The following is a 21,039-nucleotide window of genomic DNA, read 5'->3' as shown; positions in this document are numbered from 1 at the left end:
AGACAACTCCTCAGCGCCTGGTTTGGGGCCGCTTCGCAGCCCAGCGCGGGGCAAGCCCGCTCACCACAGTAATCCTCCTCACCACACTAAAGTATGCTCACCCCAGATCAGCGATTATTGACCGCCTGCCACGCTCACCGGCTGCCATTGATTGGCCTTGACCTGGTAAACGGTGAACGACGGTTTCTTCAAGTTGCCTTCACCGTCAAAGGTGATGGTGCCGGTCACGCCCTCATAGCTAATGGCGCGCAGCACCGACAGGTATTTCTGCGGGTCCACCGAATCGGCCTTTTCGATCGCTGCCACCAACACCCCCACACCGTCGTAGGCGAACGGCGCGTGCAGCTCGATGCTGGTTTTGTAGCGTTCCTTGTAAGCCTGCTCGAATGCCTTGCCGCCCGGCATCTGCGCAATCGCCAGGCCCGGCTCCAGAGCGATTACGCCCTCGCCTTCGTTCTGCGCCAATTGCAGGAAGGTCTGGCTGACGAAACCACCGGCGCCCATCAATGGCGCCTTGATCCCCAACTGCTTGATGCGACGGGCCAGCGGCGCGGCCTGGGCATCGACGCCGCCGAAGAAGATCAGGTCCGGGTTCTGGCTGCGGATATTGGTCAGCACGGCGCTGAAGTCGATGGTCTTGTCGTCCACGTATTCGCGGGACACCACCTTGGCACCTCCGGCTTCGATGGATTTGACGAACTGGTCCGCCAGGCCCTGGCCGAACGCGGTGCGGTCATCGATCACGGCGATACGCTGGGCTTTCAGGGTCTTCAAGGCATAGTCGCCTGCTACCTGACCGCCATCGTCGTCATGGCCCATGATTCGGAAACTGGTGTCGAACCCTTGCTGGGTGTAAGCGTGACCGGTAGCCACCGGCGCCACCTGGGCGATGCCCGCGTCGTGGTAAACCCGTGCCGCCGGGATGCTGGTGCCGGTGTTCCAGTGGCCGACCACGCCCACCACGCCTTCATCCACCAGGCGCTGGGCCACGGTGACGGCGGTGCGTGGGTCGGACTGGTCGTCTTCGGACACTAGCTTGAAGGTCACGGCTTCACCGTTGATTTTCGGGTGCTTGGCGTTGGCCTGGTCGATGGCCAGTTGCGCGCCGTTTTCCAGGTCCTTGCCGATCCGTGCCGACGGGCCGGTGAGCGGACCGGCGAGGCCGATCAACACAGTCTGGTCGGCCTGGGCCACGGCGCTGGCCAGGCTGCTCAGGGCCAGGCCGATCAATGCGGTTTTCTTCAACGTGTTCATGGGTTATTCCTGCTAAGTGTCGGGCGGGTCGGAACACGCCGGGCGTCCGGTAGCGTCATGGTTTTATTCACCGAGGTAAGCACTGCGCACCTCGGGGTGTTCAAGCAAAGCCTGGGAGGGACCGGTCAAGGTGATGCGCCCGGTGTCCATCACGTAGGCACGGTCGGTGACTTGCAGCGCCAGCCGTGCATTCTGTTCCACCAGCAACAGGGTCATGCCCTGGCGACAGACATCGTCGATCACCTGGAAGATCTTCTCGACCATGATCGGCGCCAGGCCCATGGACGGCTCATCCAGGATCAACAAGCGCGGGCGTGACAACAGCGCACGGGCCAGGGCGAGCATCTGTTGCTCGCCACCGGACAACAGGCCGGCGGACTGATGCAGGCGTTCTTCCAGGCGCGGGAAGTGTTCGAACAACTGGCGCATTTCACGCTGCACTTGTTCGTTATCGCGACGCAGAAAGGCGCCAGCCTGCAGGTTTTCCAGCACGCTCATGCGCGCGAAAATCCCGCGGCCTTCCGGGACCATGGCGATGCCCTGGCGCAGCAGTTTTTCCGGCGCCTGGCCGAGAATCGATCGCCCAGCAAAACGGATCTCGCCCCTGGCCGCCGGCAGCAAGCCGGTCAAGGCCTTGAGGCTGGAGGACTTGCCCGCGCCATTGGCGCCGATCAGCGTGACACGCTCGCCTTCAGCAATATGCAGGTCCAGGGATTTGACGGCTTCGATGGCGCCGTAGCGCACCTGCAAGCCCTCGACGTTCAACAAGGCTTCAGACATGCGCGCTGGCTCCCAGATAGGCCTGGATCACCGCCGGATGCTGACGCACTTCGGCTGGTGGGCCGACGGCGATGACCTGGCCGTAGTCGAGCACGCTGATGCGGTCGCATACGCCCATCACCAGCTTGACGTCGTGTTCGATCAGCAACAGCGTGTGGCCGTCGTCGCGGATCTTTTCCAGCAGGCCGCGCAGTTGTACTTTCTCGCTGGCGTTCATGCCGGCCGCCGGTTCATCCAGGGCCAGCAAGCGTGGCTCGGTGGCCAAGGCGCGGGCGATTTCCAGGCGGCGTTGATGGCCGTAGCTGAGGCTGTCGGCGCGGTAATTGGCAAAGCCGGCCAGGCCTACATACGCCAACAAACGGTGGGCATGGGCGCGGGTCTGTGCCTCTTCTTCCTGTGCGCGGCGGTGACGACTCAAGGCCGCCCACAGGCCGTTGCGGGTGCGCACATGGCGCCCGACCATAACGTTTTCCAGGGCGCTCATCGCATTGAACAGGCGGATGTTCTGGAATGTGCGGGCAATGCCCGCCTCGGCCACCTGATGCACGCTGGTGGGCTGGTAATCGCGGCCATCCAACTGGAAACGCCCGGAATCCGGGGTATACAAGCCGGTCATCACATTAAAGAACGTGGTCTTGCCCGCTCCGTTCGGGCCGATCAACCCGTAAATCTCACCGGGCTGGATGCTCAGGCTCACATCGGTCAGCGCCGCGACGCCGCCGAAGTGCTTGTTGACCTGGTCTATCTGCAACAGCGGTGCGTTCATCGTGCCACTCCTTTGGGCCACAGCCCGGCCGGTCGATAGAGCATCGCCAGAATCAGCGCCAGGCCGTAAAACAACTGGCGGATGATTTCCGGGTCCACCAGCACCTGGCCGAACAGCGCCTGCTGCAGCGGGCCCATGCTGGCGCGCAAGGCTTCGGGCAAGGCCGCCAAAAGCACGCAGCCGAGGATTACGCCAGGGATATGGCCCATGCCACCCAGCACCACCATGGCCAACACGGCGATGGACTCGTTGAGGGTGAAGGACTCCGGCGAAACAAAGCCCTGGAACGATGCAAACAGCGCCCCGCTCACCCCGCCGAACGCGGCGCCAATGGCAAACGCCAACAGCTTGAGGCGTACGGTGTTCACGCCCATGGCCTGCGCCGCTTCTTCGTCTTCACGGATCGCCACCCAGGCGCGACCGATGCGCGAGCGCTCCAGGCGGATGCAGGCAAACAGGATCAGCACCACCAACGCGGTGAACAGGTAGTAGTAGAGATAGACCGACGGCAGGCGCAGACCGAATAGTTCCTGGGTGCGAGCGAGGTTCACGCCCAGCAGGCTGACCGGATCGACCTGGGCAATGCCTTTGGGCCCGTTGGTGATATTTACCGGGCGATCGAGGTTGCGCAGCAGGATCCGGATGATTTCGCCAAAGCCCAGGGTGACGATGGCCAGGTAATCGCCGCGCAGGCGCAGGGTCGGTGCACCCAGCACTACGCCGCAACCGGCAGCAAGCAGCGCGCCCAACGGCAGGATCAGCCAGATCGAGGTGTGCATCCCTGCCGGCAACAGCGCGGCCAATGCCGGGAACTGTTGCAGCAGATGGGGTGACGAGAGCAACGCTGCCAGATAGGCACCCACCGCGTAAAACGCGATGAAGCCCATGTCCAGCAGACCGGCGTAACCGACCACGATATTCAGGCCAAGGGCGAGCATGATGTACAGCAGGGCAAAGTCCAGGGTGCGCACCCAGGTGTTGCCGCCGGCATGCCCGACGATCCAAGGCGCCAATACCAGGGCCACGGCGAACAGCAGCAAGCCGAGACTCGCACGCTTGTTGGGAGACAGAGACTTGTTCATGCGCGGGTCGCCAAACGTTCGCCCAACAACCCCGAAGGACGGAACACCAGCACCGCGATCAACACGATAAAGGCGAACACATCCTGGTAATTACTGCCGAACACGCCATTCGTGGCCGCGCCCAGGTAACCCGTGCCCAGGGCTTCGATCAGCCCCAGCAGCAGGCCACCCAGCATGGCGCCCTTGAGGTTGCCGATGCCGCCCAGCACCGCTGCGGTGAAGGCTTTGATGCCGGGCAGGAAGCCCATGTAGAAATGCGCGCTGCCGTAGTTGCTGGCCATCATGATCCCGGCGAGTGCTGCCAGGGCGCCGCCGATGGCAAAGGTGATGACGATAATCCGATTGGGGCTGATGCCCATCAAACTGGCGACCTGGGGATTCTCCGCCACCGCACGCATGGCCCGGCCGAAGCGCGTGCGCTCCACCAGCACCAGCAGCGCGACCATCACCGAGAGCGCGATAGCGATAGTAGTCAGCGCCGTGACGTTGGTAATCGCTGGGTGCGCCGAGGCACCGGCCAACACTTCAATCGGCGCCAGCGGCAGCAGTTGCGGGAACATCTGCGGGTTGCGAGTCCACACCAGCATGGCGATGGTTTGCAGCAGCAGCGATACGCCAATCCCGCTGATCAGGGGCGCCAGGCGCGGGGCATGGCGCAGGCGACGATAGGCGACGCGTTCGATCACCACCGCGAGTACCGCGCAAAACGCCATGGCAACCAAGGTTGCACAGAGCAGCACCAGCACCGGCGGCAGCGCAGGCCAAGTGGCCTGCACCAAGCGGATCACCGACAACCCCACCAACGCGCCGATCATCAGCACATCGCCGTGGGCAAAGTTGATGATGCGCAAAATGCCATAGACCATGGTGTAACCCAGGGCCACCAGCGCGTAGAGACTGCCCGTCATCAGACCGTTGAGCAGTTGTTGGATAAACCCATCCATCAGGACCAGAAACCTCAGTGCGTGCAAGGGCGGCACACTAAGCATCTATTCTGTTTTTATCAAATATCAGAAAGTCATATGCATATACCAAACGAATAAAAGGCTGTTTATGCCAGAAATACGGCACTTATGGCTCTTTATTCAGGTTAAAAGTTAGTATTTAATTCAACACATGAATAAATCAGAACAGTTTGCCAACGATCCTCCCCTGCGTGCCGTGCGCACGTTCGAAGCTTTCGCGCGCCATGGCGGAGTGAATGCCGCCGCGCGCGAGCTGGACGTGTCCGCCTCGGCCATCAGCCATCAACTGCACTTGCTGGAAGATTTCCTGCAACAGTCACTGACCTTGCGCCAGGGCCGTAACCTGGTACTTACCGATGAAGGCCGTGAGTATTACCGTGCAATTCGATCGGCCTTCGCCGTACTGCGCAGCGCCACCGAGCACGTGCGCGAAAAAAGCGCCACGCGCCAGGTGACCATCAGCCTGATCCCGCTGTTTGGCATCAACCTGTTCATCCCGCGCCTGGCGGATTTTCTGAAGGACCACCCGGCGCTGGACATCAACGTGACCTACGCCAACCACCGCAGCTACCCCAGCGATGCAGCCGACCTGTCGATCCGCTTCGGCACCGGGCATTGGCCGGGTTATTACAGTGAGCCGCTGATCTCTGGCGCGGTGACGCCTTATTGCAGCCGTGATTTCCTGGCGCAGCACGGCCCTATCGACTCACCCGAGGCGCTGAGCCAACTGCCACTGCTGCACGACGAAGAACGCGGCACCTGGGGCCAGTGGTTCGAAGCGGCCGATGTCGACACCACGGCACTGAATGGGTTGTTGCTGGAAGACGGCCAACTGGCGCTCACCGCCACCCTCACCGGCCTCGGCTGCGCCTTGCTGCGCGAGCCGCTGGTGGCACCACTGGTGGCCAGTGGCGAGTTGGTGAAGTTGTTTGAACTGGAGGTCAACGATGGCCGCCAGTACTACCTGTGCCGGCGGGCCAACAGTGAATTGTCGAGCGAGGGGAATGATTTGTATGACTGGATCAAGCGCAGCTTGATTGCCAATTAGCTGCCATTGCCGCCATGGGCTTCTTCGAAGAAGTAGTCCTTCCAACTGGCGGCCTTGTTTTTCAGTACGCCGAGTGCCTGCAATTTTTCGGCGTAGATGTAGGTACGCTGCGGCACGATGGTGAAATCGATTTCCGGGTCCTGGACAATTTTTTCTACCAGGTCCAACGGCAATTTCGACTGTTCTACGCGAATATAGGCCTTGGCCGCAGCCGGTTTGTCGGCCTTGATAATTTTCTCGGCCTCGGCCAGCGCGTCATAGAACGCCTTGTAAGTCTTGGGGTTTTCGTCGTGGAATTTCTGCGTGGTGTAGAGCACGTTGAACGTCGCCTGACCACCCAGGATGTCGTAGGAACTGAGCACCTTGTGCACGTTGGGATTCAACAGTTCCTGGTACTGGAACGGCGGGCTGGAGAAATGCGCGTTGATCTCCGAACCACCGGCAATCAGCGCGGCAGTCGCATCAGGGTGTGCCAGGCTGATGGAGATGTCGTCGAACTTCTTGTAGTTGGCGTCGCCGAACTGCTTGGCGGTTTCGATCTGCAGGGTGCGCGACTGGAAGCCCACGCCAGCGGCGGGCACGGCGATGCGGTCTTTCTCGGTGAAGTCCTTGAGGGTTTTCACGTTGGGGTTGTTGGTCAGCAGGTAATTGGGCATCGAGCCGAGGGAGGCGATGGCCTTGACGTTCTGCTTGCCCTGCGTGCGGTCCCACAGGGTGAGCATCGGCGGCACCCCGGCCGAGACCACGTCCAAGGCACCGGCCAACAGCGACTCATTCATCGCGGTGGCACCGGAAATGCTGTTCCACTCCACCTTGATGTCCAGGCCCTGTTCCTTGCCGTGCTTTTCGATCAGGTTCTGGTCACGCACCACATCGAGGATCAGGTAGCCGATGCCGAATTGCTGGGCGATGCTGATCTTGCCTTCGGCGTGGGCGCCGATACTGATCAAGGCTGTCGCAGCAGCCAGCAGGGTCAGGGAAGAACGCTTGAAAGTCATAGGAGTCTGCCGCGCTTTTAATAAGGTGATGGAGCCTAGCGGCGATTTTTAAGACTGGAAAAGAATATCGGGATCTATTGTTATGCAAATAACCCACAAACAGGCGCTCGGCTGGTATTGTGCCGCGCTTTGAAAACCTGCCGCACACTGCGAGGAAATGGACGTTGAACACTGACGAAAAAATGACCGGGGACCTGTTCGAGGTGGATAAGCGCCTGTCACTCAAACCCGTGGTGGACTTCAACGCCTACCTGCGCAGCGCCTTCGGCGACGGCCCGTGCAGCTGCATCCGCTGCACGGCCAGCCAAGGTGATGAAACCGGCTACGAGTTCCAGCACACCTTCACCTTCGATGGCAAACCCACCCACCGCCGCTTCGCCACCACGGCGGGCAGCGATGTGTTGCAAGCGTTGAAGAAAGCCTGGTTGTCGTACACCAAGGCGGAGTTGCCATTGAGCGGTGTACTGGCGCTGGACACGGTGAAGGAGTTTGTCGAGCCGCAACTGCACAAACGCCTGGCACCGCTGTTTTTGGCCAGTGGGTTGGCTAAGGATGTGGAAGGGCAGCCAAACCTAATGCTGCAGGCGATCAATTGATTGCGACATACCAGCGAATGGAAGAATACAACTATAGGGATATATATGCTCACAACTTACGAGCAAGCTGAACAATACAAAAACACACTTAATAACTACCTTGACCTGCGCGAGAACGACACATCCGCCTACATACAGACCATGGCAAAACAAGTCATTAGCACTCTTATGGATCGTCGTGAGTTTCGCTTTCCCGCACGGCAATCCACTTACTACGACGACCGACTACTGACTATAAAAAACTTATTAACCTCCCCCATAAGCGATACAACAATAGAACTCACCCACTTTGAAATAGCAAAAACGCTACGATATGTCAGCGCATTAGGATCCGACCCTAACTTTAATTCATCACCGATCGTCCAGTTTTACGCCCGACCTAAATTCAATGAAACCCCGCTCTCTAGAAGTGATGAAATCATATTCGGTATAGCGCATGTAATTTATCTCGAAAAAATTGAAAGGCCTTTTAAAGAACTTGATGCAACGGCTAAAAAAGTCGATGCCTGGGGTTCGAAACTCGATCAGTGGGAAAAACGCTCGACAGCAGCAGAAAACCGATACCAAGAGGTGGTTTCGGGTAACAACTATCTTGGACTTAGCCACGCATTCGAAAGGATAGTTAAGAGCAAGACCAAAGAGGCAACAGGGCTCTCAAACGCGCTGAAATTAGTGGGTTTCATTGCGTTATGCTTGCCGGTGGCCCAGCTTATAACAGGAATAACAAAAGAAACCTCGCCGATACTCACAACCCTCACATTTTCAATTGCAGTAGAAATCATATTAATTTACTACTTCAGACTTATTCATTCTCGCTGGACCGTATTGAAAAATCAAATCTCACAACTCGAGCTCAGAAGTTCAATGTGCGCATTTGTTCACGACTATGCTGCCAAGTCCAAGGACTTGGAGCGCGAAACACTCATGAAATTCGAAAACATGATATTCTCCGAAGTCCTCAACGATAGCTCACCACCTCCCAGCATTTACGACGCAGCCGACTCAATAGCCAAACTGCTCGGTGCATGGAAGAAACCAGGACCATAAATCAATACACGTTCAATGCTCCTAGGCCCTCGCCAAGTAAGCTTTGCATTCGCGGGCATCGTTATTGCAAGTTATTGCAAATAGTCACTTTGTGATCCGAGACACTGTTATACGCCCGCCAGCACCCTTGGATCACCGGAGCGCCAGACGTTATCCACCTCACCCGTCGACTCAGCCAGACGCTTGCCTCCCTGACCAGCTCAACGTCATAACGGCTCTTCATCGTGCCGCGATGGGTCGCTTTGCGGCACATGCTGCGCCTCCACCAAGGCGTCCAGGCGGGCGCTGCCCCCTTCCAGTGTCACTCGCGCGTTCACGGAGTGCGTGGTATCGAGCTGGCTGAGCGCCCCCGACAGCGCGGCGACGATGGTGTCGCAGCCTTCCAGCACGGGGTGTTCACGTGTCGGCGGTGGTTTGAAACTCAGTAGACGTCATGGGTGCAATTCCTGTGGCGTTAGTAATCAATGATCTGCGTACCGGCAATCGTCTGGGCAAAGCCCACGCCGAACAGTTTGGCCGGGGTTTCGAAACCGGCCCGGCGTTCGCCACCGAGCACACGGCGTGCAGCTTCCACGGCGGCCAGTGGGGTGTAGCTGTAGCCGTTGATGGTCTCGATGACCGAGCGCGCCACCGAGCCGTCGATGCCGGTGACTTCGGCCACGGCGCGCGCGCGGTGGGCGTCACGTTGGGCCTGGGTAGGACCATCGGGCAACAGCGACAGGTCGCCCTCAGGAAAGGCTTCGCCGGTGATGTGCACAAACATGGCGATCGTCGGGATGGCACTGGAGTGCCAGGCGGTCACCAAGTCACCAAACGACAACGGCGCGCACAGTGCCGGTCCGTCGCCAAAGTCCAGGTGCTGAGGCTGGGCGTCCGGTGCGGCGACCAGTTCGCCATCGATGCGTGCCATCACGCCTGCACCGAGGATCTCGCTGACACTCATGGCCGAACCACGCGACATAGCGCCAGGCACCTGCAAGGCGATTTTTATCGACTGCGGCTGTTGCACACGGCTGGCGACGTGCATGGCCAGGCAGTCGGTGGGCACCACGTCCCAGCCCACGCCGGGCAGCAACATCACGTCCGCTTCGGCGCCCAGTTGTTCGGCAAGGCGGTACACGTTGATTTCGGCGGTGATGTCCAAGTAGTCGGTGCCATTGGCAATACAAGCGCGCATCAGCGCTGCGGCGGTCTGGGCGAACGGCCCGGCAAAGTTGAGCAGCACGTCGATGCCTTCCAACTGGGCGGTATCTGCCGTGAATACGCGGTACGGCGCGTCCAACTCAACCGCCAGGGATGCCAGGCGCTCGGCGTTGCGGCCGGCCAATACCAGGTTGAGACCCAGAGTTTTCGCGTGGTGCGCCGCCATACGTCCGGTGTAGCCGGTGGCGCCGTAGATCATCAGGGTTTTCATGAGGTGTGCTGCCAGTTCTTGTAGACGAATTCGAGGCTGTAGCCGTCCGGGTCAAGCACGTTGGCCGCGTAGTAGTTGGGGTCATAGTGCAGGCGTGCGCCCGGTGCGCCATTGTCGGTGGCGCCGTTGGCCAGGGCGGCGGCGTAGGCGTTGTCCACCTCGGCGCGGTTATTGGCGACGAAGCCCACATGCACCGCTCGCCCTTCCACCACGCCTTCGCGCAGCCAGAAGAACATCCGGCCATTGGCGCCAAAGCCCTTCAGGTCCGGGTGGCCGGGCGGGCCGTCCTTGCCGTCGTAGTCATGCCGCGCGGTGATGCCGAGGGGCGTCAGGGTGGCTTCGTAGAAGCAGATCGAGCGTTGTATATCGCTCACCGAAATAAACAGATGATCGAGCATGGTGGAGCCTCCTGATTCAGATGATGTAGCCGCCCGCGACCTCGACGGTCTGAGCATTGATCCAGCGGCCTTCTTCCGACAGCAACAAGGCGATAACCCGCGCCACGTCTTCCGGTTCGCCTACGCGGCCGAGGGCGGTTTGCCCGGCCAGCAGCGCTTCGAATTCATCGTTCAAGCCGCCGCCCAGTTCGGTGCGAATGGCTCCGGGGGATACGGCATTGGCGCGGATACGTCGTTCACCGAATTCCTTGGCCATGTAACGCGTGAGCACATCCAGGCCGCCCTTGAACGCCGCGTAAGGCGCGACGCCCGCCGTCGCCACACGGGTAGTGGCGCTGGTGAGGTTGACGATGCTGGCGTGTTCTTCCAGCAGCGGCAGCAGGGTTTGGGTCAGGAAAAACGGGCCCTTGAGGTGCACGTTGAACAGGCCGTCGAATTGCGCCTCGGTCACCGACTCAAGGGGGTTGAACAAACCATAGCCGGCGTTGTTCACCAGGCCGCTCAAGGTGCCCGCGCCCCAGGTGGCCTGCAAGGCATGCGTCACGGCATCACGAAATGCCGCGAACGTGCTGACAGCGGCAACATCCAATTCCAGCGCCACGGCTTTACCGCCGCTGGCCTCGATGCGCTGGACCACCGCCAGTGCCGCGGCCGGGTTGCGGTTGTATGTCAGGATCACCCCATGCCCCTGACGTGCACACAGCTCGGCGGTACTGGCACCGATCCCACGGCTGCCTCCGGTAATCACGATAACGCCCATGGCCTGCTCCACTGCTGAAAAGTTGAGTGACCACAGTAGCCATCGCCCTACTCTTCGACGCAGCCGTTCCTACTCCAATCCTGCCTGTTTCTGCTTTTTGCTTGCACGACGCTCAACGGAAGGCACAGCATGGCCGCCATGAATACTCAATTGATCGAATTGCGCGCCTTGGCCGCCAAGGCCGAAAACCGCCGCACCGAGACCGGCATTCCCCGCGTGGCGATGGTCCAGGGGGCGATTCCCGAGCATATGCTGGCGGCGGTGTATGACCCGATGATCAACCTGATCCTGCAGGGCAGTAAGTGCATGACCGTGGGCGACCGCACGCTGCATTACGACCCGGCGACCTATTTTGTGATGTCCATCGAGTTGCCCGCAGTCGGCGTGGTGAACCCGGCGATCACGGGCGAGCCCTACCTGGCGGTGAGCCTGACGCTTGACCCGACCGTCCTGACCACCCTGCTCAACGACCTGCCGGCACCCAACGGACGGTGCGAACAGGAAGCCGGTTTCTCCGTGGCGGCCGTCACGCCCGCCTTGATGGATGCCTGGGTGCGCATGCTGCGCCTGATGGGCGACCCGGTGGCGATTGCCGCCTTGGCGCCCGCGTACGAACGGGAAATCCTCTACCACGTGCTGCAAGGCCCTCACGGCTGGATGTTGCGCGAGATTGCCGCACCGGACACCGCCATGGCGCGGGTCAGCCGGGCGATCCAGTGGATCCGGCGCGACTATGCCGAGCCGATTCGTGTGGAGGCGTTGGCGCAGAAGGCTGCAATGAGCGTTTCGGCATTTCACCGGCACTTCAAGGCGGTGACCAACCTGAGCCCGTTGCAGTACCAGAAACGCGTGCGGCTGTTGCAGGCGCGCACGTTGATGGTGGCCAGCGCCAGCAGCGTGACCAGTGCGGCATTTGAGGTGGGGTATGAAAGCGCGACCCAGTTCAGCCGGGATTATGCGCGGGTGTTCGGGTTGCCGCCGGCACGGGACACGGCGCGAATCTTGGCGGCGGCGCGAAGCTGATGTGGCGAGGGAGCTTGCTCCCTCACCACAGGTTCAGCGTCAATGACTCAATGCGTTACTTGCGCGCCGCCTCCCACTGTTTAAGCAAGTCGCCGTAAGCCACGGTCTCGCCTTTCGGCTTTTCGTTGGCCAGTTTCGGTTTCGGCGCGCCCGGCTGGTCGAACCAGTATTGCGCGTCACGCTCTGGGTTCATTTTCGGGCCGCACACCGGTTGCACCTTGGAGCGTTCCAGGCGCGTCATGATCGCGTCCTGTTCCTTGGCCAGGTTGTCCAGCGCCTGCTGCGGGGTTTTCTCGCCGCTGGCGGCCGCCGCGATGTTGCTCCACCACAGTTGTGCCAGGCGTGGATAGTCGGGCACGTTGGTGCCGGTCGGCGACCATTCGGTACGCGCCGGGCTGCGATAGAACTCCACCAGGCCACCCAGTTTCGGCGCCATGTCGGTCATGGCCTGGGAGTTGATGTCGGACTCACGGATCGGCGTCAGGCCGACGATGGTCTTCTTCAGCGAGACGGTTTTCGAGGTCACGAACTGCGCGTAGAGCCAGGCCGCGAGTTTCTGCTTCTCAGGCGTCGACTTGAGGAAGGTCCAGGATCCTACGTCCTGATAGCCCTTCTTCATGCCCTTTTCCCAGTACGGTCCTACCGGCGACGGCGCCATGCGCCACTTCGGCGTGCCGTCGGCATTCACCACCGGCAAGCCCGGCTTGACCATGTCGGCGGTAAACGCGGTGTACCAGAAGATCTGCTGGGCGATGTTGCCTTGGGACGGCACCGGGCCTGATTCGGAGAAGGTCATGCCCGCCGCCTCCGGTGGCGCGTAGGCTTTCATCCAGTCCACGTATTTCTGGGTGGCGTACACGGCGGCTGGGCCGTTGGTGTCGCCGCCGCGGGTGACGCTGGAGCCGACCGGGTGGCAGTCCTCCACGCGAATACCCCACTCGTCGACCGGCAAGCCGTTCGGCAGGCCCTTGTCGCCACCACCGGCCATGGAGAACCAGGCATCGGTGAAGCGCCAGCCCAGGGACGGGTCTTTCTTGCCGTAGTCCATGTGCCCGTACACGCGCTTGCCGTCGATTTCCTTGACGTCTTCGCTAAAGAACTTGGCGATGTCTTCATAGGCCGACCAGTTCACCGGCACGCCGAGTTCATAACCGTACTTTTCCTTGAACTTGGCTTTCAGGTCCGCTCGCTCAAACCAATCGGCGCGGAACCAGTACAGGTTGGCGAACTGCTGGTCGGGTAGCTGGTAGATCTTGCCGTCCGGCGCGGTGGTAAAGGAGATACCGATAAAGTCCTTGATATCCAGGGTCGGCGAGGTGAAGTCCTTGCCTTCGTTGGCCATCAGGTCGGTGATGGATTCGGTCTTGCCGTAGCGAAAGTGCGTACCGATCAGGTCCGAGTCATTGACCCAGCCGTCATAAATGTTCTTGTCGGACTGCATCTGGGTTTGCAGCTTCTCCACCACGTCGCCTTCCTGCAGCAGGTCGTGGGTCAGCTTGATCCCCGTGATTTCGCTGAAGGCCTTGGCCAGCACCTTGGACTCGTACTCGTGGGTGGTGAGTGTTTCCGACACCACGTTGATCTTCATCCCACGGAACGGTTCCGACGCCTTGATAAACCACTTGAGTTCCTCAAGCTGCTGTTCAGCGGTGAGGGTGGACGGTTTGAATTCGCTGCCGATCCATTTTTTCGCGGCATCTTCGTACGCATCGGCCCAGGCCGAAGCGCTCAAACCGCTGAGGGCCAGTACGGCGGCCAATGAAATGCTATGTCGCAGCTTATTGTTCTTATTCAACATAGAGACCTCCAGGTTGTTTATTCACAAGGGCACTAGCCCCAACGCATCACACTCAACAGCCATACCAGGGAGAGCGCGGACGCCACCCAGATGCTCCAGTCGGTAGCGCCAATGACCAGTAAATGCAGGTAGGCGCTGCCGAGAAGACCGATAAACAAACGATCACCACGGGTGGTGCTGATCGGTAACAAACCGCGCCGAGGAATGCTCGGCGAACGCAATTCCCAGGTGGTCATGCCCGCGAGGATCAGGGCTATGGCACTAAAGAACAGCGCGGTGGGGGTGGTCCAGGCCATCCATTCCATCATCGACTCCTCAGACCCGGCCCAGGGCAAAGCCCTTGGCCACGTGGTTGCGAACAAACCAGATCACCAGCATGCCGGGAAGGATAGTCAACACCCCCGCCGCCGCCAGCACGCCCCAATCGATACCCGACGCCGAGACCGTGCGCGTCATTACTGCCGCGATGGGCTTGGCGTTGACCGAGGTCAGGGTGCGCGCCAGCAGCAGTTCGACCCAGGAAAACATGAAGCAGAAAAACGCGGTCACCCCGATGCCGGAGCCAATCAACGGGATGAAGATCTTCACGAAGAACTTGGGAAACGAGTAGCCGTCGATGTAGGCGGTTTCGTCGATTTCCTTGGGCACCCCGGACATGAAGCCTTCGAGGATCCACACCGCCAACGGCACGTTGAACAGGCAGTGGGCCAGGGCCACGGCGATATGGGTGTCAAACAGACCAATCGACGAATACAGCTGGAAGAACGGCAGCAGAAACACCGCCGGCGGCGCCATGCGGTTGGTCAGCAGCCAGAAGAACAGGTGCTTGTCGCCCAGGAAACGGTAGCGCGAAAACGCATAGGCCGCCGGCAGCGCCACGCTCAGGGAGATCACCGTGTTCAGGCTTACGTAGTACAGCGAGTTGAGGTAACCGGTGTACCAGCTCGGGTCGGTGAAGATCACCTTGTAGTTGGCCAAGGTGAAATCCTGCGGAAACAGTGTCAGCCCGCCGAGGATTTCGGTGTTGCTCTTGAAGGACATGTTCAGCAGCCAGTAGATCGGCACCAGCAGGAACAGGATGTAGATCAGCAGCGGAATAACCTTGCGCTTGCTCATGTTGGCGGCCTCAGCGGTTGGCGTCGGAGTGGGTCATGGCGGTGTAGAACAGCCAGGACACCAACAGGATGATCAGGAAATACACCAGCGAGAAAGCCGCCGCCGGGCCCAGGTCGAATTGACCTACAGCCATCTGGGTCAGCGTCTGACTCAGGAACGTGGTGGCGTTACCCGGCCCGCCGCCGGTGAGGACGAACGGCTCGGTGTAGATCATGAAACTGTCCATGAAGCGCAACATCACCGCGATCAGCAGCACGCTTTTCATCTTCGGCAACTGGATATGTCGGAACACCGCCCAGGGCGATGCCCGATCAATCCGCGCAGCCTGGTAGTACACGTCCGGAATCGCGCGTAGCCCGGAGTAGCAGAGCAGCGCCACCAGCGACGTCCAGTGCCATACATCCATTACCAGCACCGTGACCCAGGCGTCCATGGTGTTGGCCGCGTAGTTGTAGCTGATGCCCAGGGCGTTGAGGCTGTAACCCAGCAAACCAATATCGGCGCGGCCAAAAATCTGCCAGATCGTACCCACCACGTTCCAAGGGATCAGCAGCGGAATCGCGAGAATGATCAGCACCAGCGACGACCAGCGACCTTTGGTCGGCATGGTCAGGGCGATGGCGATGCCCAGCGGAATTTCGATCAGCAGCACGCAGGCCGAGTAGATGAACTGGCGCAGCAGCGAGTCGTGCAGACGCGGGTCAAGCAGCACCTGCTTGTACCAGTCGGCGCCGACGAAGTAGCGGCTGGACTGGTCGAAGATGTCCTGCACCGAGTAGTTGACCACGGTCATCATCGGGATCACCGCACTGAATGCCACCAGTAGGAACACCGGCAACACCAGCCACCAGGCCTTGTTGTTCTGCACCTTGTTCATGGCTGCACCTCCAGCAGGTAATCGTCGGCGTACACCATCAGCCACTGCGCGGGAAAGCTGATGGAGGCCTTGCCTTCGGGCACCGGTTTGTCTTCGGCCAGGCGCACCTTGAGCAACGCGCCATCCAGGTTGAGGGTGATGATTTTGTAGGTGCCAAGGTCTTCCAGGTGTGTGACATCGGCCTGCATTGCGTCAGGGTTGTGCTCGTCCCACACGTGGATGAATTCCGGGCGGATGCCGACCTGCAACTTCTTGTAATCGGTGTTGGCAATGCGTTGCTGCAAGGCTTCGGACAACGGCAGATGGGTGCCGGCAAAGCGCACCCCGCCCGCCTCCGCCTGCACCTCGATCAGATTCATCCCAGGACTGCCGATGAAATAGCCGACAAAAGTGTGGCTAGGCCGTTCGAACAGGTCACGCGGCGTGCCGAATTGCACGATCTGCCCGCCGTACATCACCGCGATCTTGTCGGCGAAGGTCGAGGCCTCCAACTGGTCGTGGGTGACATAGACCATGGTGATGTTGAACTGCTCGTGGATCTGCTTGAGCTTGCGCCGCAGTTTCCACTTGAGGTGCGGGTCGATCACGGTCAGCGGTTCGTCAAAGAGGATCGCCGACACATCGTCACGCACCAGCCCACGGCCCATGGAGACCTTCTGCTTTTCGTCGGCGGTGAGGTTGCGGGCCTTTTTAGTCAGGAGGTTTTGCAGGTCGAGGACTTCGGCAATTTCCTGCACCTTGCTGTGAATTTTCGCCTCGGCCATGCCCTGGTTACGCAGCGGGAACGCCAGGTTGTCGAACACCGTCATGGTGTCGTACACCACCGGGAACTGAAACACCTGGGCGATGTTGCGTTTTTCCGGGGTGAGGTCGTTGACCACTTTGGTGTCGAACAACACCTGACCTTCGGATGGGCTGAGCAGGCCGGAGATAATATTGAGCAAGGTCGACTTGCCGCAGCCCGACGGCCCAAGCAAAGCGTAGGCTCCACCCTGCTCCCACACATGGTTCATTTCCCGGATGGCGTAGTCCTCAGGACCACTCGGCGTAGGGCTGTAGCTGTGTGCCAGGTTCTGCAAATGGATCTCGGCCATCAGGCAACCCTCGCGACACGGCGCCCGGGGGCCTGGACCAAACGGCCCTGACCATCGAACACAAACAGTTTATGGGTGGGGATGTACACACGGATCGGCGCATCGACGTCGTACTCGTGCACGCCCGGCAGGTGCAGCACCAGCAGGAAATGCTCGCTGCGCACGTGCAGAAAGGTTTCCGAACCGCTGATCTCCGCGACTTCCACGGTGACCGCCAGCTCCAGATCGTCATCGTTACTCGGCACCAGACTGATATGGCTGGGGCGTACGCCGAAACGGAACTCGCCTTCGCCAATGGGGCGCAGGTCGACGTTCAGCGGGAAGTGCACGAAATTGGCGAAGCTCACTTCGTTGCCACTGATGCGACCTGGCATCAGGTTGATCGGCGGCTCGGAAAACAGCTCGGCGGCCAGCACCGTCTGCGGCTGGTGATACACCTCGGCGGCCTTGCCGCTCTGGATCACCCGGCCTTCGTGCAGGATGGTGGTGGTGCCGCCGAGGGCAAGGGCTTCATTGGGCTCGGTGGTGGCATAGATGGCAATGGTATGGCGCGCGGCGAACAGCTCGCGCATTTCCTGACGCAGCTCTTCGCGCAGTTTGTAGTCCAGGTTTACCAGCGGCTCGTCGAACAGGATCAGCTCGGCGTCCTTGACCAGCGCACGGGCCATGGCCGTGCGTTGCTGCTGGCCGCCGGAGAGTTCCAACGGGTGGCGCTGGAGGAATTTTTCGATGCGCAGCATTTTCGCGGTTTCCAGCACCTTGCCCTGGATCACCTCGTTGGACACACCGGCCTGGCGCAACGGCGAGGCAATGTTCTCGAACACGGTCATGGTCGGGTAGTTGATGAACTGCTGGTACACCATCGACACGTTGCGCAGGCGCACCGGTTTTTGCGTGACATCCACGCCGTTCATCAGGATGCGGCCGCTGTTTGGCTTGTCCAGGCCGGCCATCAGGCGCATCAGGCTGGTCTTGCCGGACAGGGTGCGGCCGAGCAGGACGTTGAAGGATCCAGCTTCGAATCGCAGGGTGGCGTCGTCGATCCAGGTTTGGCCTTCGACAACGCGGGAGACATTTTCCAGGGTCAATGACATGACACGACCTTTTTATTATTGGAATGAATCTGGCAATCCGCTAGAGCGAGTTTCGTGCCAGAACTGGCAGGTGCTTGATCCACAAGGAAATGACGAGAGAGCGATGTTCAGGAGTGAACAGAAATGAACAACCCTGGCTGAACAACTGAACACTCAGGGGGTTGACAATGAACAGTACTGAACAACACTAGTTAGGCCCCCGCGCCTGCGGGCCCCCATAAAAACAATAAAAAGCAGAAGGTCGCCCATGGCCGAACCACTGGCTCACGACACCCTTATCCAGGAATCCTGGCGCCGTTGCCGCGCCTTCGGCCTGGATCACCAGAGCACGCCCAGCTTCGACCAACTCCCCGCCGAGGGCATCAGCCAATTGCTGGAAAGCCAGCATTCGCTGGTGCAGACCACCCATCAGGAAGTGCTGCCCTACTACGAAAACATCCTCAGCAATTCCAATTGCCTGATCATGTTGGCCGACAACCAGGGCCAGGTGCTGACCAGTTGGGGCACCCAGCGTTTTATCGAGCCCAAGCTGGCGCGCGGCTTCAACCCTGGCGCCAGTTGGATGGAGCGCTCCAGCGGCACCAATGCCATCGGCACCGCGCTGGCGTGTGCCCAGGCGGTGCATATCGAACACGATGAACACTTCCTCAAGGCTAACCGCTTCATGACCGGCTCGGCGGCGCCGATCTTCGATGCCCAGCGCGAGATCATCGCAGTGCTGGATGTGTCCAGCGACAGCTACCTGCCGCCCTCCCACACCCTGGGCATGGTCAAGATGATGAGCCAGACCGTGGAAAACCGGCTGATCCTCAACCTGTTTCGCGGCGAGCACTTTCAACTGACGTTCAACACCGGCCTGAGCAACCTCGACAGTCAATGGGCGGGCTTGTTGATTTTTGATGAGAGCGGCCAGGTGTTGTCGGCCAACCGGCGTGCCGACAACCTGCTGGGTATCAGCTTGTCGCGGGTGATGATCGACAGTTTGTTCAAGGTGTCATTGCTGGAGTTGTTGAACCAGCCGGAAGGGCTGCCCTTCTCCCTGCAAGCCGCGGGACGCAACCGTTTCCAATGTTTGTTGAGACGCCCCAAGCAGGTGCCCGTGCAGGCACGCGTGTTCACCGAGCCGACGCCGCCGAAGCCTGCGTCGATCGGTCTCAAGACCCTGCACTTCGGCGATGTGCGCGTGGAAAAAGCCGTGCGCCAGGCCGAACGTTTACTGGAGAAGGACATTCCGCTGCTGATCCACGGCGAGACCGGCGTGGGCAAGGAAGTGTTTGTCAAAGCTCTGCACCAGGCCAGTTCGCGCAGCCAGAAGGCGTTTATCGCGGTGAACTGTGCGGCGATTCCCGCCGAACTGGTGGAATCGGAACTGTTCGGCTACGAAAAAGGCGCCTTTACCGGCGCCAATCAGAAAGGCAGCATCGGCCTGATCCGCAAGGCCGACAAAGGCACGCTGTTTCTCGATGAGATCGGTGATATGCCCCTGCCGACCCAGGCCCGTTTGCTGCGGGTGTTGCAGGAACGCTGTGTGCAGCCGGTGGGCAGCAGCGAATTGTTCCCGGTGGACTTGCGCATCATCTCGGCCACTAACCGCGCGTTGCGTGAGCTGGTACAGGCCGGACGTTTCCGTGAAGACTTGTACTACCGCATCGGCGGCCTGACCCTGGAACTGCCGCCGTTGCGCGAACGGACCGACAAGCAGGCGCTGTTCCAGCAACTGTGGCAGCAGCACCGCGAGCCGACTCAATGGGCGGGCCTCAGCGCCGAAGTGCTGGCGCTATTCGAGCAGCATCCGTGGCCGGGGAATCTGCGTCAGGTGAGCAGCGTGTTGCAGGTGGCGCTGGCCATGGCCGAAGAACAACCGATCCGCGCAGAGCATCTGCCGGATGATTTCTTTGTGGACTTGAAGGTGGAGCCGCCGCTGCCCGCCAGTGAATACCTGGATGACAGCATTGACCTGAACCAGCGCTTGAAGGCAGCCGGCGGCAACATCTCCCACCTGGCGCGGGAGCTGGGGGTGAGCCGCAATACCCTGTACAAACGTCTACGCCAGCACGAACGCTAGCGCGGCTTGACCACCACCAGCAGGTCGGTGAAGTACTCCACCTGGATCGGCAAGTTGTCAGCCAGTGACGAGAGCGCCGCCGCCGTGTCGTCCAGCTTGAACACGCCGGACACCCGCAGGTTCTGCAAGGCCTGGGGATCGAAGCGCAGCATGCCGTCGCGGTAGCTGGCGAGGGTTTGCAGCACCTCGCTCAAGGGTTGGTCATTGACCTTGAGCAGGCCACGGGTCCAGGCGTCCGGGTCGCTGTTGCCGATGGCTTGCGGCGGTTGGGCACGGCCGTGGTCGAGGACCGTACGCTGGCCGGCCGTGACCTTGACCCCGTCGCGGGTGTCGCCTTTGACCGCGACGGTGGACTCGATCACCGTGACCACCGTGGTGCCATCCGCCGCACGCTTGACCAGATAACGCGTGCCCAATGCCGTGGCCGTCCCTTGGTCGGTACGCACCACGAAAGGCCGTTGCGCATCCTTGGCCACGTCCACCCAGAGCTCGCCCTGCAGCAGTTCGATGACCCGTTGATGGCCGTCGAACTTCACGTCCACCGCGGAATTGCTGTTGAGCTGCAACTGGCTGCCGTCTTCGAGGGCGATCTGCCGGCGCTCGCCAACGCCGGTGCGCTGGTCGGCCATCCAGACCGGCAGGTGTTGCAGGCCCAGCCAGCCGCACAAGACTATGCCAAGCAAGCCCACCACCTGCGCACCTCGTGGGCGTCGTGGAGCGAATGCGCGGTTCAGGGCAATGCGTGCAGGTTTGGCCGGCAGCGTATCGAGGCTGCCCCATAACGCGCCCATGCGTTCGATGGCCACGGCATGACGCGGGTCGGGGGGGGGGGGGGGGGGGGGGGGGGGGGGGGGGGGGGGGGGG

22 protein-coding genes are annotated in these 21,039 nt (G+C 60.6%); 5 read left to right on the top strand and 17 right to left on the bottom strand.

Translation table 11 applies throughout. From position 1 onward, the window contains the following. Nucleotides 1-114: 114 nt before the first annotated feature. From WH299_RS26630 to WH299_RS26610, 5 genes are all read right to left on the bottom strand, one after another. Nucleotides 115-1,254: a branched-chain amino acid ABC transporter substrate-binding protein gene (locus WH299_RS26630; RefSeq protein ID WP_339551770.1), complete on the bottom strand. Its 1,140-nt coding sequence runs from the start codon at nt 1,252-1,254 to the stop codon at nt 115-117. Between the two features lie 63 nt (nt 1,255-1,317). Further along, nucleotides 1,318-2,034, bottom strand: a complete 717-nt coding sequence (locus WH299_RS26625; protein ID WP_122728908.1) for an ABC transporter ATP-binding protein — start codon at nt 2,032-2,034, stop codon at nt 1,318-1,320. Then, the gene (locus WH299_RS26620; protein WP_122728910.1) at nt 2,027-2,800 is read right to left on the bottom strand and encodes an ABC transporter ATP-binding protein; all 774 of its coding nucleotides are present in this window, start codon (nt 2,798-2,800) and stop codon (nt 2,027-2,029) included. Before WH299_RS26620 ends, WH299_RS26625 begins: the two co-directional genes overlap by 8 nt. Continuing rightward, nucleotides 2,797-3,882, bottom strand: a complete 1,086-nt coding sequence (locus tag WH299_RS26615) for an ABC transporter permease subunit (protein ID WP_339551768.1) — start codon at nt 3,880-3,882, stop codon at nt 2,797-2,799. Before WH299_RS26615 ends, WH299_RS26620 begins: the two co-directional genes overlap by 4 nt. Next, nucleotides 3,879-4,826, bottom strand: coding sequence for a branched-chain amino acid ABC transporter permease (locus tag WH299_RS26610; protein ID WP_323624439.1), 948 nt, complete (start codon nt 4,824-4,826; stop codon nt 3,879-3,881). The genes WH299_RS26615 and WH299_RS26610 overlap by 4 nt, the downstream gene beginning before the upstream one ends. Before the next feature lie 172 nt (nt 4,827-4,998). On the opposite strand from WH299_RS26610, the gene WH299_RS26605 reads away from it, so the two are divergent. Beyond that, nucleotides 4,999-5,895: a LysR substrate-binding domain-containing protein gene (locus tag WH299_RS26605; protein WP_123475964.1), complete on the top strand. Its 897-nt coding sequence runs from the start codon at nt 4,999-5,001 to the stop codon at nt 5,893-5,895. On the opposite strand, the gene WH299_RS26600 is transcribed toward WH299_RS26605, so the two are convergent. Further along, complete coding sequence (locus WH299_RS26600; protein ID WP_126570904.1) at nt 5,892-6,893, bottom strand: ABC transporter substrate-binding protein; 1,002 nt, start codon at nt 6,891-6,893, stop codon at nt 5,892-5,894. The two genes, WH299_RS26605 and WH299_RS26600, sit on opposite strands and share 4 nt — an antisense overlap. Nucleotides 6,894-7,057: 164 nt before the next feature. On the opposite strand from WH299_RS26600, the gene WH299_RS26595 reads away from it, so the two are divergent. Both WH299_RS26595 and WH299_RS26590 read left to right on the top strand, forming a co-directional pair. Continuing rightward, nucleotides 7,058-7,489 carry a hypothetical protein gene (locus tag WH299_RS26595; protein WP_126570903.1) on the top strand — a complete coding sequence of 144 codons (432 nt, stop codon included), beginning with the start codon at nt 7,058-7,060 and terminating at the stop codon, nt 7,487-7,489. Nucleotides 7,490-7,534: 45 nt separating this feature from the next. Then, entirely contained in the window at nt 7,535-8,536 is a 1,002-nt protein-coding gene (locus tag WH299_RS26590) for a hypothetical protein (RefSeq protein WP_126570902.1), read from the top strand. Nucleotides 8,537-8,742: 206 nt separating this feature from the next. On the opposite strand, the gene WH299_RS26585 is transcribed toward WH299_RS26590, so the two are convergent. The 4 genes from WH299_RS26585 to WH299_RS26570 form a co-directional block, all read right to left on the bottom strand. Beyond that, nucleotides 8,743-8,925: a hypothetical protein gene (locus WH299_RS26585; protein WP_339551765.1), complete on the bottom strand. Its 183-nt coding sequence runs from the start codon at nt 8,923-8,925 to the stop codon at nt 8,743-8,745. 65 nt (nt 8,926-8,990) lie between these two features. Next, nucleotides 8,991-9,950, bottom strand: coding sequence for a saccharopine dehydrogenase family protein (locus WH299_RS26580; protein WP_339551763.1), 960 nt, complete (start codon nt 9,948-9,950; stop codon nt 8,991-8,993). Then, entirely contained in the window at nt 9,947-10,348 is a 402-nt protein-coding gene (locus WH299_RS26575; protein ID WP_339551762.1) for a VOC family protein, read from the bottom strand. The genes WH299_RS26580 and WH299_RS26575 overlap by 4 nt, the downstream gene beginning before the upstream one ends. 16 nt (nt 10,349-10,364) lie before the next feature. Continuing rightward, a complete protein-coding gene (locus WH299_RS26570) occupies nt 10,365-11,108 on the bottom strand; it encodes an SDR family NAD(P)-dependent oxidoreductase (RefSeq protein ID WP_122728923.1) in 744 nt (247 codons plus the stop codon). 138 nt (nt 11,109-11,246) lie between these two features. Here WH299_RS26570 and WH299_RS26565 point away from each other — a divergent pair, with 138 nt between their 5' ends. After that, nucleotides 11,247-12,131, top strand: a complete 885-nt coding sequence (locus WH299_RS26565) for an AraC family transcriptional regulator (RefSeq protein WP_178083558.1) — start codon at nt 11,247-11,249, stop codon at nt 12,129-12,131. Between the two features lie 55 nt (nt 12,132-12,186). Here the strand turns inward: WH299_RS26565 and WH299_RS26560 are convergent, their stop codons facing one another. Genes WH299_RS26560 through WH299_RS26535 form a run of 6 tightly spaced genes read right to left on the bottom strand, consistent with a single transcriptional unit; the run spans nt 12,187 to nt 18,110 of the window. Continuing rightward, nucleotides 12,187-13,929, bottom strand: coding sequence for an ABC transporter substrate-binding protein (locus WH299_RS26560; protein WP_028616679.1), 1,743 nt, complete (start codon nt 13,927-13,929; stop codon nt 12,187-12,189). Between the two features lie 32 nt (nt 13,930-13,961). Continuing rightward, nucleotides 13,962-14,234: a DUF2160 domain-containing protein gene (locus WH299_RS26555; protein ID WP_123475956.1), complete on the bottom strand. Its 273-nt coding sequence runs from the start codon at nt 14,232-14,234 to the stop codon at nt 13,962-13,964. A 10-nt stretch (nt 14,235-14,244) separates the two neighbouring features. Next, nucleotides 14,245-15,045 (bottom strand): carbohydrate ABC transporter permease, encoded by an 801-nt coding sequence (locus WH299_RS26550; RefSeq protein ID WP_003174634.1) that lies wholly within the window; start codon nt 15,043-15,045, stop codon nt 14,245-14,247. Between the two features lie 10 nt (nt 15,046-15,055). Then, on the bottom strand, nt 15,056-15,922 hold the full coding sequence (locus tag WH299_RS26545; RefSeq protein WP_010209674.1) for a carbohydrate ABC transporter permease: 867 nt from the start codon (nt 15,920-15,922) through the stop codon (nt 15,056-15,058). Continuing rightward, complete coding sequence (locus WH299_RS26540) at nt 15,919-17,016, bottom strand: ABC transporter ATP-binding protein (RefSeq protein ID WP_339551761.1); 1,098 nt, start codon at nt 17,014-17,016, stop codon at nt 15,919-15,921. Before WH299_RS26540 ends, WH299_RS26545 begins: the two co-directional genes overlap by 4 nt. Next, nucleotides 17,016-18,110: an ABC transporter ATP-binding protein gene (locus WH299_RS26535; RefSeq protein ID WP_028616681.1), complete on the bottom strand. Its 1,095-nt coding sequence runs from the start codon at nt 18,108-18,110 to the stop codon at nt 17,016-17,018. Before WH299_RS26535 ends, WH299_RS26540 begins: the two co-directional genes overlap by 1 nt. Before the next feature lie 247 nt (nt 18,111-18,357). Here WH299_RS26535 and WH299_RS26530 point away from each other — a divergent pair, with 247 nt between their 5' ends. Continuing rightward, complete coding sequence (locus WH299_RS26530; RefSeq protein ID WP_028616682.1) at nt 18,358-20,175, top strand: sigma-54-dependent Fis family transcriptional regulator; 1,818 nt, start codon at nt 18,358-18,360, stop codon at nt 20,173-20,175. On the opposite strand, the gene WH299_RS26525 is transcribed toward WH299_RS26530, so the two are convergent. Beyond that, nucleotides 20,172-21,039 (bottom strand): FecR family protein (locus WH299_RS26525; protein ID WP_339551760.1); only part of this gene is annotated, 868 nt, incomplete at its 5' end. The two genes, WH299_RS26530 and WH299_RS26525, sit on opposite strands and share 4 nt — an antisense overlap.

Source organism: Pseudomonas sp. MYb541, from assembly GCF_037479595.1.
GTDB classification, from domain to species: domain Bacteria; phylum Pseudomonadota; class Gammaproteobacteria; order Pseudomonadales; family Pseudomonadaceae; genus Aquipseudomonas; species Aquipseudomonas canadensis.
Note: the sequence above shows the minus strand (reverse complement) of the source record. Positions and strands in the feature narration are given on the sequence as shown.